13 protein-coding genes and 1 other RNA gene are annotated in these 14,577 nt (G+C 39.5%); 6 read left to right on the top strand and 8 right to left on the bottom strand.

Annotated elements, in window-relative coordinates:
* Window positions 1–76: 76 nt before the first annotated feature.
* A complete protein-coding gene (locus tag ACLOAU_RS22575) occupies window positions 77–1,231 on the bottom strand; it encodes a 1-deoxy-D-xylulose-5-phosphate reductoisomerase (protein WP_427864172.1) in 1,155 nt (384 codons plus the stop codon).
* Between the two features lie 116 nt (window positions 1,232–1,347).
* The gene (locus ACLOAU_RS22570; RefSeq protein ID WP_427864171.1) at window positions 1,348–2,847 is read right to left on the bottom strand and encodes a GH3 family acyl-acid amido synthetase; all 1,500 of its coding nucleotides are present in this window, start codon (window positions 2,845–2,847) and stop codon (window positions 1,348–1,350) included.
* A gap of 153 nt (window positions 2,848–3,000) precedes the next feature.
* Between ACLOAU_RS22570 and rplU the strand changes: the two genes are divergently transcribed.
* From rplU to ACLOAU_RS22550, 4 genes are all read left to right on the top strand, one after another.
* Window positions 3,001–3,300 carry a 50S ribosomal protein L21 gene (gene rplU / locus ACLOAU_RS22565; protein ID WP_427864170.1) on the top strand — a complete coding sequence of 100 codons (300 nt, stop codon included), beginning with the start codon at window positions 3,001–3,003 and terminating at the stop codon, window positions 3,298–3,300.
* Between the two features lie 57 nt (window positions 3,301–3,357).
* A complete protein-coding gene (rpmA, locus tag ACLOAU_RS22560) occupies window positions 3,358–3,621 on the top strand; it encodes a 50S ribosomal protein L27 (protein ID WP_114791204.1) in 264 nt (87 codons plus the stop codon).
* Window positions 3,622–3,807: 186 nt separating this feature from the next.
* The gene (locus ACLOAU_RS22555) at window positions 3,808–4,092 is read left to right on the top strand and encodes a hypothetical protein (protein ID WP_427864169.1); all 285 of its coding nucleotides are present in this window, start codon (window positions 3,808–3,810) and stop codon (window positions 4,090–4,092) included.
* A 104-nt stretch (window positions 4,093–4,196) separates the two neighbouring features.
* A complete protein-coding gene (locus tag ACLOAU_RS22550; protein ID WP_427864168.1) occupies window positions 4,197–5,879 on the top strand; it encodes a helix-hairpin-helix domain-containing protein in 1,683 nt (560 codons plus the stop codon).
* 376 nt (window positions 5,880–6,255) lie between these two features.
* On the opposite strand, the gene ACLOAU_RS22545 is transcribed toward ACLOAU_RS22550, so the two are convergent.
* Window positions 6,256–6,729 carry a DUF3276 family protein gene (locus ACLOAU_RS22545; protein ID WP_427864167.1) on the bottom strand — a complete coding sequence of 158 codons (474 nt, stop codon included), beginning with the start codon at window positions 6,727–6,729 and terminating at the stop codon, window positions 6,256–6,258.
* Between the two features lie 256 nt (window positions 6,730–6,985).
* Here ACLOAU_RS22545 and rseP point away from each other — a divergent pair, with 256 nt between their 5' ends.
* Window positions 6,986–8,371 carry an RIP metalloprotease RseP gene (rseP, locus tag ACLOAU_RS22540; protein ID WP_427864166.1) on the top strand — a complete coding sequence of 462 codons (1,386 nt, stop codon included), beginning with the start codon at window positions 6,986–6,988 and terminating at the stop codon, window positions 8,369–8,371.
* Between the two features lie 264 nt (window positions 8,372–8,635).
* On the opposite strand, the gene ACLOAU_RS22535 is transcribed toward rseP, so the two are convergent.
* The 5 genes from ACLOAU_RS22535 to ACLOAU_RS22515 form a co-directional block, all read right to left on the bottom strand.
* Window positions 8,636–9,622 carry an IS256 family transposase, variant Zn-binding type gene (locus tag ACLOAU_RS22535; RefSeq protein WP_427864165.1) on the bottom strand — a complete coding sequence of 329 codons (987 nt, stop codon included), beginning with the start codon at window positions 9,620–9,622 and terminating at the stop codon, window positions 8,636–8,638.
* Between the two features lie 124 nt (window positions 9,623–9,746).
* Window positions 9,747–10,120, bottom strand: a transfer-messenger RNA (tmRNA) gene (gene ssrA, locus ACLOAU_RS22530).
* A gap of 90 nt (window positions 10,121–10,210) precedes the next feature.
* A complete protein-coding gene (locus ACLOAU_RS22525) occupies window positions 10,211–10,477 on the bottom strand; it encodes a hypothetical protein (RefSeq protein WP_427864164.1) in 267 nt (88 codons plus the stop codon).
* 190 nt (window positions 10,478–10,667) lie between these two features.
* Window positions 10,668–11,315 (bottom strand): rhomboid family intramembrane serine protease, encoded by a 648-nt coding sequence (locus tag ACLOAU_RS22520; protein ID WP_427864163.1) that lies wholly within the window; start codon window positions 11,313–11,315, stop codon window positions 10,668–10,670.
* Between the two features lie 61 nt (window positions 11,316–11,376).
* On the bottom strand, window positions 11,377–13,206 hold the full coding sequence (locus tag ACLOAU_RS22515) for an ABC transporter ATP-binding protein (protein WP_427864162.1): 1,830 nt from the start codon (window positions 13,204–13,206) through the stop codon (window positions 11,377–11,379).
* Window positions 13,207–13,344: 138 nt separating this feature from the next.
* On the opposite strand from ACLOAU_RS22515, the gene ACLOAU_RS22510 reads away from it, so the two are divergent.
* Window positions 13,345–14,538 carry a hypothetical protein gene (locus ACLOAU_RS22510; RefSeq protein WP_427864161.1) on the top strand — a complete coding sequence of 398 codons (1,194 nt, stop codon included), beginning with the start codon at window positions 13,345–13,347 and terminating at the stop codon, window positions 14,536–14,538.
* The last annotated feature ends 39 nt before the right edge of the window (window positions 14,539–14,577 follow it).

Here is a 14,577-nt window from a genome sequence, read left to right as displayed (position 1 = left end):
AGGGTATTACGTTCAAAACGAAAGCGCATCTTATTGATACAGCTTACATTAAACAATCTTTATCTTTTCTGAATTATTAAAGACTCATGATATCGGCAGCCAGGGTTCTGGCCTCTGCGTCGCTGTTCAAATAGTCATCCAGCGAAGGTTTTTCTATGAACGGAACTTTAGCCATCACAGCTTCAATAATATCGGTCATTTCTAAAAAGCCGATCTTATTTTTAAGGAAAGCATACACTGCTATTTCGTTAGCTGCATTCATAACGCAGGGTAAATTCCCTCCTTTCTCAAGAGCTTCAATAGATAAGGCCAGGTTTCTGAATGTTCGAAGATCCGGTTCTTCAAAAGTAAAAGTATTGAACTTCCTGAAACTAAACCTCGGGTATTCATTAGGTATGCGATGCGGGAAAGCCAGCGCATATTGTATCGGCAGGCGCATATCGGCTACTCCCAGCTGGGCTTTCAGGCTACCGTCTTCAAACTGTACCATACTATGTATGGCACTTTGAGGGTGTACCAATACTTCTATCTGGTCTGGCTGTAAATTAAAAAGCCATTTGGCCTCGATCATCTCCAGGCCCTTATTCATCAAAGTAGCAGAATCTACAGATATTTTAGCACCCATTTGCCAATTGGGATGCTGCAAAGCATGTTCTCTTTTTACATTCACCAAAAAATTAGTCTTCCTGCCCAGGAAAGGTCCCCCCGAAGCGGTAAGATAAATCTTATCAATTTTATTACGGGTTTCTCCTACCAGGCATTGAAAAATAGCCGAATGCTCAGAGTCTACCGGGATGATCGGCACCTGATTTTGTACCGCCATATCCATTACAATATCACCCGCTACAACCAGTGTCTCCTTATTAGCCAGCGCTATAGCTTTTTTACTTTGAATAGCTTTTAATGTTGGCTTTAAACCTGCAAAACCCACTATGGCGGCCAGCATCATATCATAACAATCCATTGCAGCTACTTCTTCAAGCGCTTTTTCGCCGGCAAACACTTTTACATCAGTTGCCGACAAAGCTTGTTTTACTTTTTCATAATAAGTATCGTCTCCAATCACCACAATATTAGGATCATGTACAATTGCCTGCTCAATCAATTCTTCATAATTGCTATTAGCGGTAAGAATCTCCACGGAGAACTTGTCGGGGTTATGTTTAATAACCTCCAGCGCCTGCTTGCCGATAGAGCCGGTTGAACCAAAAATTCCTATTCGTTTTATCATAAACTTCCTGCGTGATTGAGATGATATTTATTACAATTGTAGTTGACGCCTGTAAAGGCTGCAAAAAGCAACACAAAATTGCTCTTTGCTTTTCAACATACCTAATAAAAACTGCACTAATTCTTTTCAGTCCACTGTGCAAGACTGTTGGCTATATTCCTATCGTTACTCAAACGGGGCACTTTATTCTGACCTCCCAGTTTCCCTATGGACTTCATGTAATCGATAAACCCGTTTTTCCGTACCGGCGTAATCTTTAATGTTTGCAAAATATTACCGGCAATCAGATCGTCATAATAAACGTTCTTCTCGCGCAGGTTAATATCCACTTTTGCAGAAAAAGCCTGCATATTTTCAGGTAAATTGTCAAACTCAATAAACCATTCGTGATAACTTTTACCTTCCCCCTCGTTTACATAAGGAGCTACGGTAAACTCCGTGATATGAATATTTTCTTCACGGGCGGCCTTCATTAAACTATGTTCTACCTCCTCTCCGATCACATGCTCGCCAAAAGCTGAAATAAAATGCTTGGTGCGGCCTGTGACAATCAACCTGTAAGGGTCGGTAGAGACAAACTTTACCATATCTCCAATATTATATCCCCATAACCCGGCATTACTATTAATGATCAGCGCATAATTCACACCGGTTTTTACATCCTTTAGCGAAATACGTTTAGGATGTTCCTTAGATATTTCTTCTTCCGGTATAAATTCAAAGAAAATACCACTGTTGGTATTCAATAATAAACCAGGTTCTGTTTGTGTATCCTGAAAAGCGAAAAAACCTTCCGACGCCGGGAATGTCTCGATACCATCTATTTTGCGGCCAATACTTTGTAAGAGCTTCGTCTTATAAGGTTCGAAATTTACACCGCCATACACCATCACCGAAAAATTGGGAAACACTTCCCCCACCGGCTTGCCTGTACGTTTCATGATTTCATCAAAATACATTTGTACCCATGGTGGTATACCGCTGATTAGCGTCATATCCTGCCCCAGTGTTTCATCCACTATCTTATTCAGCTTGGTTTCCCAGTCCTCGATACAGTTGGTTTCATAATCAGGCAACTGGTTTTTTCGCAAATACCGGGGCACATGGTGATTAACGATACCGCTTAACCGGCCCGTTGGAATACCGCCTACCCTTTCTAACTCAGGCGAGCCACTCAAGAAGATCATTTTACCGTCGGCAAACTGGTGATTCCCTGTTTCCGCCATATAACACAAAAGTGCATTACGGGCAGAGTTAATATGATTACCAATTGAATCTTTGGTGATGGGTATATACTTGGTACCGCTGGTAGTACCCGATGTTTTGGCAAAATAAATAGGCACCCCCTTCCACAAAACATTGTGCTTTCCTTCCTTAATCATGTTCACATAAGAAGTGAAAGCCTCATAATCTCTTACCGGGATGGCCTGTTGAAATTCTTCATAAACTGAAACCCCATCCAGCTTATGGTCTCTTCCGAATTGTGTAGATTTGCCTACCTTAATAAGGTTTTTTAGTATAGCCTGTTGATCAGCAACAGCCGTAAGCATCCCCTTCTTTATATTTTTATGAACGATTGAAGCAAACGGTTTTGCTAAAAATGATTTGATTTTCATTAACTTACGAAACTTTAATGGGAGTATCAGGCAACCAAATGTAAGGAAAAATAACAGGAGAACCCTAGTTGCAAAAAATGATTTGCATAAAGTTTGGTTTTCTTATTGATTATTCGGAAATAATATCTACCTTTGCCGCCTAATTTTTAAAAGATGATAGCAGTAATTAAGGTAGCAGGCCAACAATACAAAGTTGAAAAGGATCAGACATTATTTGTTCCACACCTCGAAGGTAAAGCGGGTGACTCTATTAACCTAGATGTACTATTTGTACACGCTGATGGAAAATTGTCTGTTGGCGCCGATAATAAAGCAAAAGTTAGCGCCGAAATCGTTGATCATATCAAAGGCGATACTGTTATTGCTTATAAAATGAAAAGAAGAAAAGGTTTTCACAAAAAGAAAGGTCACCGTACCGCTTATACTAAAATTAAAGTAACTGGTATCGCTTAATTTATCAGTGTACGTTTTTTAAGAACTTCTATCAATATCAACTTTAAATAATTCAATATGGCACATAAGAAAGGCGAAGGCAGTGTAAAAAATGGTCGCGATTCGGAAAGCAAAAGATTAGGTGTTAAAATATTTGGCGGTCAACCTGCAATTGCTGGTAACGTCATCGTTCGGCAGCGTGGTACTGTTTATCATCCCGGCACTAACGTAGGTGTAGGTAAAGATTTTACTTTATTTGCATTAACTGATGGTGTAGTAGAATTCAAAAAAGGGAGGAAAGACAGAACTTTCGTTTCTGTTTCTGAAGCAGCTCAAGCTTAGGAATATATTTTTTCTGGATACTATTAGGTCCCGCAAAACAGCGGGACTTTTTTTATGTATTACCATTTTGTGAATAACTATTACTTATACCTTAATAAATTGTGGAAAAAAAATTTGCAGGTATACTAATTTTGTATAATTTTACCATCGATAACCCATTTACTAATCAATTAAATTCAAAATCAAATGGCAAAAGCAGCAGCTAAGAAAGCAGCTCCTAAAAAAGCAGCGGCTCCTAAGAAAGCAGCGGCAAAAAAAGCAGCTCCTAAAAAAGCAGCAGCCCCTAAGAAAGTAGCAGCTCCTAAAAAAGCAGCAGCCCCTAAGAAAGCGGCAGCTCCTAAAAAAGCAGCAGCCCCTAAGAAAGCGGCAGCTCCTAAAAAAGCAGCAGCTCCTAAGAAAGCGGCGGCTCCTAAAAAAGCAGCAGCTCCTAAGAAAGCAGCTCCTAAAAAAGCAGCAGCTAAGAAAAAATAAGCGCTGATTTTTTAAAAATTATAAACCTCCCCTCCCGGGAGGTTTTTTTTATCCAGCTTATAAAGGGAGCGCTCATATTCCATTTTGTTTGCTATTTTGCATGAATGAACAATGCAGATATAGCAGAACACTTCTCCTTGCTTTCGAAGTTGATGGATATAAATGGCGAAAATTCGTTTAAGTCTAAAACTTACTCCATCGCCGCTTTTCACATTGAAAAACTTGAGTACCCGCTTACTGAAACAGATAGAAATACCATTGCTTCTATAAAAGGTTTAGGGCCCTCAGTAGCAGCCAAGGTTATCGAATTGCTGGACACAGGTTCGATGAATGTACTGCAGGAAATTATTGAAAACACACCTGCCGGCGTTAGGGAAATGCTGCATATTAAAGGACTGGGGCCTAAAAAAATTCATACAGTATGGCAGGAAATGAACATACAATCGATCGGCGAACTGGAATATGCCTGCATAGAAAACCGCTTAACCCGGTATAAAGGTTTCGGAGCCAAAACACAGACCAACGTTCTCGAAGCTATTCAGTTCTATAATCAAAACATCGGGCACTTCCTGTATGCCCAGGTTGCTACAATATACCCAACTATACAAAATTACCTGAACGGTTTGTTCGGACCCGATAAAGTAGCCCCGGCAGGCGACTTCAGGCGCCAGATGCTTATCATCAAAGAACTTGAGTTTGTAATTGCAGCAACGCCTGATGCAATAAAACCCAAATTTCAAACGGCCTATCCACCAGAGTTACTGGAAGAAACCGAAATCTCCATCCTGTATAAGTTAACGAATGGCCTTAAGCTGCGGCTTTATTTCGGAACAGATGATTTCTATAAAAAACAATTCCTTTACAGTTCAGGGGAATCTTTCGTAAATACATTTATTGAACATTTTGGAAAGGACAAATTTGACAAAGCTTCGTTTTCAAGCGAAGAGCATATATTTGAACAAGCCGGTGCAGACTTCGTTCTGCCCTATTACAGAGAAACCAGCGAAGCGGTTCACCAGGCTATAAGCAAAACACTCCCTCAAGTGTTACAGGTTAGCGATATAAGAGGCATTATTCACAACCATAGCACCTGGTCTGATGGCGTGAATACAATAGAAGAATTAGCCACAGATCTCATCAAAAACCGGTTTGAATATTTTGTTATTTCCGACCACTCCAAAACAGCAGCCTATGCCAATGGTTTGTCAGAAGACAGGATACTGCAACAACATCAGCAGATTGACGAGCTTAATAAAAAACTGGCTCCTTTTAAAATATTTAAAAGTATAGAGAGTGATATTCTGAATGACGGGAACCTGGACTATAGCAATGAAGTACTGGCCAGTTTTGACCTGGTTATCGCCTCTGTTCACAGCAATCTCTACATGAAGGAAGACAAGGCCATACAACGCCTGATTAAAGCTATCGAAAACTCACACACTACAATTCTGGGTCATCCTACAGGACGCCTTCTATTAAGCCGGAACGGCTACCCCATCGATCATAAAAAAATAATAGACGCATGCGCTGCCAATAAAGTAGCTATTGAAATCAATGCTAACCCGCACAGGCTAGACCTGGATTGGCAGTGGATCAGCTATGCGATGGAAAAAGGTGTACTGCTCTCTGTCAACCCCGATGCGCATTCTATCGCGGGACTTTATGATATTCGATACGGGGTTTTGGCAGCGCAAAAAGGAGGACTCACAAAAGCTTTCAATTTAAGCAGCTTTTCATTAACCGAGTTTGAGCAATACCTAAACACGACCAAAACAGCTAAAATTTAAACCGGTCTTAGTGGGTTATATTTATAAGATCATAGTTCAGCACACTATTGGCTGCTCTGTTTTCGTTGAAAGTTGGATATTAAATTTCTGATCACAGATGGAAAAGAAAACTGCTTGTTAATCCCGGGTTTACAGATTAGCAGCCCTTACGAATAGAACCGGGAACTGACTATTGACTTTAAGTACACTTCCCTATTATTTATCAAAAGCGGCACTGTTCAGCCACTAAGCGCCAACACACAGGTATAATTTTTGAAGATTCCTTGCAGGTAAGCAGGCTGGTTAATTTTTAACACCTGAGCCCATTAAATTATCGTGTATAAAAAAAGAGGTCACTACCAGTAGCGACCTCTTTCAATATCATTATATCCCGTTATTACCATTTATCTACTTCTTCATGAGCAGCAGATGTATTATCGGTTTCAGTGGTTTTAGGTTCCACATTTTCTATTACTTTTTCATCGTTGGCAGGTTCTTCAACCGGTGCAGGAACTTCAACAGGTACGCTGGCTGTAGCCGGAGCAACATAAGAATTATTATGCCCTCCTTCTTCATCATAATCATCATGATTGAAAGCATCGAAGTCAAAATCAGGCATCAAATCAGTTTTTACGTAATCAACCGCTTCATTCAAAGCTTTTAAAAACTTATTGAAATCTTCTTTATAAAGGAAAACTTTGTGCCTGTCGTACCCATTATCATCAAACCTTTTACGACTTTCGGTAATTGTTAAATAATAATCGTTACCCTTGGTTGACCGCACATCAAAGAAATAAGTTCTTCTTTTTCCGGCACGAAGCCTTTTGCTATAAATAGCTTCCAGTTTTTTTTCGTTGTTTCCGTTCTCCACTTTCGTAATATTTACTTTATAAAAGTTTACTAGCTAACAAATATAACTATGTTTTTGAAAAAACAATAAAATACTTGTTAAATAGACTAAATTAATCTATATAGGCAATTTTATCATGAAAGACAATACATTACACTAAATCAACAAGTATTACTGATCAAAAAATATAGATTTTTCAAATGTTGTTTTTAGCAATTCAATAGGACCATTCAATGTATCTTTGCATGATTTTTAAGATTAGATTTATTATACCATAATGTTTTATACTTTAGCTATTAACTGGTCTGGCGTTGGTGTACAGGTTGCTCAACTTATTCTGGCCCTTTCGATCCTCGTTTTATTGCACGAATTTGGTCATTACATTACTGCAAGATGGTTTGGCTGTCGCGTGGAAAAGTTTTACTTATTTTTCGACCCCTGGTTTTCCTTGTTTAAAAAGAAGGTAGGCGACACCGAATATGGTGTTGGATGGTTGCCGTTGGGTGGCTATGTTAAGATCAGTGGAATGATTGATGAGAGCATGGACAAGGAACAAATGAAACAACCAGCAAAGTCTTATGAGTTCAGAAGCAAACCTGCCTGGCAACGTTTGATCATTATGCTTGCTGGCATTATCATGAATGTGCTGGTTGCATTTATCATTTATGCTATGATACTGTTTGTTTGGGGTGAACAAAAAACACCGATGAGCTCCCTGAGGGATGGCGTAGCGGTTACCGACAGCCTGATGAGTGATATAGGACTGCGTTCAGGAGATAAGATACTGGCCGTTAACGGTGAGCCTGTTCCCTATTTTGAAGACCTGGCTGCGAAGATCCTGATTGGTAGTGAGACAATTGATGTAGAACGCAACGGCCAAAAAATGACGGTAAATGTACCGGTGAACCTGATTGGCAAACTTGTAGAAAGCAGACGGAAGAAAGCTTTTATGTTTACCGAACGCGTGCCTGCGTATGTAGGCGAATATGATAAGAAGTTTAAAATGGATACCCTTGGTGGATATAAAGCAGGATTACAAAAAATGGATCTGATCACTGCTATTGATGCTACCCCTGTAAAGTTTTATGATGAAATGTCCACTCTTCTTAAAACTAAAAAAAATCAAACAGTAGCTCTTTCCGTACTACGTAATGGTCAGCCTGTTGCATTAACTGCAAAAGTTGATGCTGACGGGAAAATAGGTATTCCATTTTTAACCGATAAAGAATACGAAGCCCTGGGTGCCTACAAAATAGAAAAACGGGAATACGGTTTCCTGGCGGCGTTCCCGGCAGGTGTTAATAAATCAATAGAAAAGCTAAAAGCCTATATAGATCAGTTTGCGTTGATCCTGAATCCTAAAACAGAGGCCTACAAAGGCGTAGGTGGTTTTAAGGCCATGGGATCTGTTTTCCCTACTTTCTGGAGCTGGGAAGCATTCTGGAATATAACAGCATTTCTTTCAATAGTGTTAGCGTTCATGAACCTGCTCCCCATTCCTGCATTGGATGGTGGCCATGTAATGTTTACATTATATGAAATGGTGAGCGGCCGTAAGCCTAATGAGAAGTTTCTCGAATATGCACAAATGGTAGGCATGATCCTGTTATTAGGACTGATGTTATATGCTAACGGTAACGACTGGTTTGGCTGGGGACGGTAAGAGTAGTTGACCGTTTGGAGTGGACAGACGAGAGTAAATATCAGTTACAAAATCTCATAAAAGCAAAAAGAGGTAATGGTGCAAAAAATAGTTGGTGTTAAATTGCCTTAAAAAGCTTTTATTAGCGATGTAAATCAGAAGAGGACTTAAGCTCTGCTGGAGAGCAACTTAACAGCAATATGATTTACTACGAAGAATGAGTCTTCTGCAACTGTTTGCAGAAGACTTTTTTATTTTCATTCTTTGTACTTATGGCTAAAAAACTCAAATATTATTTCTGAAGTACAGGTACCATTTTATAAAATTTTTCCGATGTTCCCTGGTTAATCCCCGGTGCAGTAGCAGGTGGCTTTTTAAGTGCCCGAAGAAAGATTCCAGTCCGTTTGTTGATTTTGGGATTTTAGAGTCTTGTAGAAAGTGAAACATATTGGGTAATGCATTTTTAAGATGAATAAATGCTTTGCGTACCATTTTATGCTTGAACCAATATCTGTTTGTTGTTACACTAAATGACTTTTCTGCAATATAGGTTTTGTGCATTTTGTGCCAGTCATACAGCTGCTTTAACCAATGCTGATAAGTCAGTTCGTCATTGATCAAACTCAACTGATTCACAATATACAGTAGTTCTGATCCCTGATCGCTTTTAGGTCTTTGAGTCAGCCATATCCTGCATTCACGCTGGATATGCACCAGGCAGCGCTGCACAATAGTATCTGTACAGCTATATTTTATTGCCTTTAAAATAGCTTTATGACCGTCACAGGTAATACTTTTAATGTTCACTCCAAGGCGTAACAGATTTTCAAGATCTTCTTTAATTTCTGTAAAGTGTTCTCCATCCGAAAGGCGGTACAACTGGGTAAACTTTATTTCATTATCCCTGTAAACGATCAGACATATATCATTGCTAAAGTAAGTACCATCTATGAGTAAATGAAGCTGTTCAGAAGGATATACTCTCAGCACAGGAGCGGCTGTAAGGTAGTTGTGAAACAGCGATTTCAAAGTGCGGATACTGTAACCGCTCTGCTGACTTAAATATTCAAAAGTGTGGCGATGAAGCACCCATCGCTCAAACCGGACAAACTGATTTTTCTGTTTAACTGACTTGTTTTGCCAGGTAAATAACAAACCACAGCTTTTACATTTAAATCGCTGCTTATCATTCTGAAATCCCCATTTTATCACATCATCTGAACCACATCCCCAACAACTTTTTTTTACAATTTCCCATTCACAAAAAAACAAATTGAAAACAACTTCAATTTGTTCTGTCCAAAATCAATACTGTAAAGGATTACAGCATATTTTACCAACTATTTTTTGCTATTATACCAAAAAAGACGTGTATTAAAAAATACACGTCTTTTTTTTGTGGAGGCGACCGGGATCGAACCGGTGTCCAAACATATTCTCCAAAAGCTTTCTACATGCTTATTTCCTTATTATTTGTCGGCCTAGAACCGGGAAAGAACAAACCAATTCAAAGCTTAGCTGGATAGTCTTTTGCTACGCTCACAGCCTTGCGCAGCAGCATTCTGTTTTTGTTTTTGAGTCGGCGGCGGAGCTTGGTAACAGACCAACCTGCTCAAGCGGCCCTAATGACTATCTAATCACTGATTAGGCAGCCATGGCATACTGTGTATTGCCATTTGAAGTTTGAGTATTCAGATTAACGGGCTAATTACACAACGCCCGACATGCTTACACTTTCAAAGACCTACGCTGTCAAAACCAAACGCCCCCATTCAACTACGATTCAAGACTTTTCTATTTCATCACGCTTAAATGAGCATACAAAGATACAACTTTTTGAGCGATTTGTTTTGTGCTACCTTAATGTTTGGTTTCTTTATAAACGAACTCTTCTATTAAATCAAACAAAGTGCTGCCTCCTCTTTCCACTTTTTCCGTTTCAAATTTGTCGGTAAGCTCAATAGCCATTTGATATAAATCTTCAGTGGCACTTCTGTCAAGCATTTGAGAAAAGTTTTTACTTTCTTTCTCTTCCTGCAGATCTCGTAAATAACATAGCGCTTCAACCACTTCAAAATGGGTCTTTTGCCAGGAATCGAAGCCGCGCGGGAAATGATGTTCAGACATTGCAATTCGTTTTATTAATAAATCAATTTAACCTAACTAAAATAACACTTTTAAGTGACTATTTTGCTGATTTTGATAAGGAGCTTGAGTAACATGTTCCAATTCCTGATGACAAGTATTATTCTGCATTAGCCAGGTCGTCAGTTAAGCGAAATTGATACCAAAAAAAGGTTGGCCATTTACACGAAAATCATCTTCGGATACTATTAATAAAATTTTCCCAAACATTAAAATCAGTCTTCAGCGAAACAAAGAGCACGGTAAAAACGACACCGAATATAGCTCCCCATAAATGAGCTCCATGATTAATATTGCCTCCCCCTTTTTTATCAAGGTAGGCTGAAATGCCTACATAGGCCAAACCAAAGACCCAGCCGGGTATAGGAATGGGTAAAAATATAAAATAGATGGGCGAGGTAGGCAATAATACAATACTTGAAAAAATGACTGCCGATACAGCTCCCGAAGCACCCAGACTTCTAAAATGGTAATTATCCTTATGCTTAAAATAATCAGGAACACTAGACATGATCAGGCCGCCTATATACAACATTGTAAAGTAAATGGGTGCGTCCTCACCAAATATATCGGGCGATGCAAAAAGCGCTTTTTCAAGGCTGATACCAAACGTATAAAATGCCAGCATGTTAAAAGCCAGGTGCATAAAATCAGCATGAATAAACCCGCAGGTAATAAACCTGTAATATTGATTTCGACGGGAAATAGCCGGTCCATAAAAAACAAGACTATCAATTACTTTAGGATTATTAAACCCCAACAAAGAAACAATAACGGTGATGGCCGCAATAATCAGTGTAATAGAAAATGTAAGTGTCATCTTATAAAAATAAAATTTAATAATTTAAGAAGTATAGCGGAATGAAAACAGGTAATTGCTATTAGTGCGCTGTACGCCCTTGCTGCCGGGCATAAAGCCTGCTATAAAAGCCGCCAGGGATCTGCATCAACTGCTCATGCGTTCCCTGCTCCACAATACTTCCCTCATCTAACACAATAATCCGGTCGAAATTCAGGAGTGAAAAAACACGATGGGTGATAATAATAGCTGTTTTGTCAGCGAGGTATTCGTTTAACCGGCCCATGATCTCTTTTTCTGTTTTGGCATCTACCGCACTGAGACAGTCATCAAAAATAACTAATCCCGGATCTTTGATCAGAGCTCTGGCTATAGATATTCTTTGTTTTTGTCCGCCACTTAGCGTAACACCACGTTCGCCGATCATGGTATCATATCCGCTCGCAAAACCTTCTATTTCTTTGTTGACGCCCGCAATGCGCGCAGCTTCTACCACGGCTTCTTTTTTGGCATTGGGAATACCAAACCGGATATTGTTTTCAACCGTATCGCTAAATAAGAAAACATCCTGGGGTACATAACTGATCTGGTGACGCAGTGACGACAACTGCAGATCGACCAGCGGAATTTTATCCATTTGAATACTTCCCTCCTGTACATTATACATTCTCAGCAACAGCTGAGCAATAGTTGATTTACCACTACCTGTTCTACCTGTTATGGCGATCTTCTCTCCTTTTTTTATATGAAGATCGAAATTCTTAAGCGCTACAATTCCGGTATCAGGATAAGTAAATGTTACATTGTTAAAATCAACAGCGCCTTCTATAGCCACCTCTTTTGCAGATGCGCTGTCTTTTACTTCCGGTTCAATATCCAGGAACTCATTCAACCGTTTTTGAGATGCAGCAGCACGCTGTACCATACTAGCTGTTAAGCCTATAGCACTTACCGGAAAGGTGAGCATATTTACATAAACTATAAACTCAACAATGGTTCCAAGGCTGATATTATGTTCGTGATTGATATAATAAAGGCCGCCGATCATAATGGTACACAAAGTACTAATACCGATCAGCAGGTTAATAGCGGGGAAATAAATAGCTTCTGTTTTAGCCAGGCTTACTGCATTCTTTCTGTAGCGCTCGGTATTTACCTGGAAAAAATCAAGCATGGAACGCTCCTGCACAAATGATTTAATAACGCGGATGCCCGAGTAAGACTCCTGCGCATTGGTGGTAAGATCTGACAAAGCTTCCTGTATCCGCTCGCTTTTTTTATGGATGGTGCTGTTTACAAAATAAATAATGATGGCCAGTACCGGCAAAGGAATCAGTACGTAAAGCGTAAGTTCCTTACTACTTTGAAGCATAAAAAAAACGCTTAAAGCAATTACCGAAACAAGATTTACAATATACATGATGGCGGGTCCCGTGAAGATACGAACGCGGCTTACATCTTCTGCTATCCGGTTCATTAGATCACCAATCGCATGCCGTTTAAAGAACAAATTATCAAGACTCTGGTATTTGGTATATACTTCGTTCTTCTGATCATACTCAATATGACGGCTCATTACAATAATGGTTTGCCGCATCAAAAACATAAAAAAGCTTCTCAATAAAGCCAGCACTAATATAACAAGGCTCGCTATAATAACTACCCTGCTTACATTGCTTTGCACGCCAATCCAGCCGATTACTTTCTTTACCAGGAAGTCATATCCCTCCCCGCTATTCCCGGCCTGTCTATTGGTAAGCGACAGTGCGTTATCAACATAATTGATAATAAACCGCATGAGCTGTGGCGACAAAACGTTAAAGTAGTTGGATAACACTACAAAAAAAATCCCCGCTCCTAATCTTACCCTGTATTTCCAAAAATATTTTCCCAGGGCTCTTAAATGCCTCATAAATGCAAGGTAGGGTTTTAGCAGTTAAACTCCTCATTTATCAATCATTACCAGCTATATTAACTTATAAAAACTTTTTCTCATTTAATTATTGTCACTAAAACTTATTTACTATCTTGTCCAATATATTTTGTTGCAATGGTACCCGAATTAAGAGCACAGTATAACAATCATTTTACGCAGGAGAAATATGAGGCCTTCCTGAAAGAACTGAATAGCCAGCACGGCCCTATACAATTCCGGTCTGCCGAAACACCTGTTTTTATACCAAAAGATTTTACCAATCAGATGCTAAGTGCCTGCGAAAGTATCGTAGACGTGATCCTTAAACCTGATTTTAAAGCGCTTACCCAAAATGCGATCCCCGAAAATTTACAGGTATTGAACGAGGATGATTATCCCTCATGCATTACTTTCGATTTTGGAGTTTGTGTAAATGAACAGAATGAGCTAGAGCCTCAACTTATCGAGATGCAGGCATTTCCTACTCTTTTTGCTTTCGAGGTTTTGCTGGATGATATTTACTATAAACATTTTAGCGCTCCGGCTAATTACTCCAGCTACCTGAGCGGCCTCGACCGGGAGTCTTATCTTAAACTGCTCAAAGATCTGTTACTTAACGAACACGAGCCCGAGCATGTTATATTGCTCGAAATATTTCCCCACCAGCAAAAAACCAATATAGATTTTTATTGTACAAAGGAATATACGGGTATTCAGCCCGTTTGTGTTACAGAGCTGATCAAAAAAGGAAGACAACTTTTTTATTTGAACAACGGTAAAGAAACGCTTATCAAAAGAGTTTATAACCGGGTAATTTTTGATGAGTTGCAGCAACAGGAAGACTGGGTAAAGGAAAAAGCTAAAGTATTATTTGAAGATATTGATGTAGAGTGGATGCCGCACCCTAATTGGTTTTATCGTATCAGCAAATACACGTTACCATTGATCCAACACAGGAATATTCCACCTACGCAATACCTGGACCAGGTGCAGCAGATGCCGGAAGACCTGGAAAACTATGTATTAAAACCGCTTTTTTCTTTTGCCGGTCAGGGCGTGGTAATAGATATTACGCCTGACGATATCCAAAAAATTGAAGACCCTCAAAACTGGATCCTGCAAAAAAAAGTTGTGTATGCTCCCGTAATACAAACTCCGGATGAACCGGCTAAAGCAGAAATACGACTGTTTTACTTCTGGCCCAGGAATGCAGAAAGGCCCATCCCAACAAATAACCTGGCCCGTTTAAGTAAGGGTAAAATGATTGGCGTACGCTACAATAAAGATAAGACCTGGACCGGCGGAACTTTTAGCCTGTTTGAACGATAATTACAAAGCAATATAACTCCAACCGTATAAACAATAATA

Source organism: Paraniabella aurantiaca (genome assembly GCF_050309965.1).
GTDB lineage: Bacteria > Bacteroidota > Bacteroidia > Chitinophagales > Chitinophagaceae > Niabella.
The sequence above is the reverse complement of the archived record's forward strand: the minus strand, read 5'-3'. Positions and strand labels throughout refer to the sequence as shown.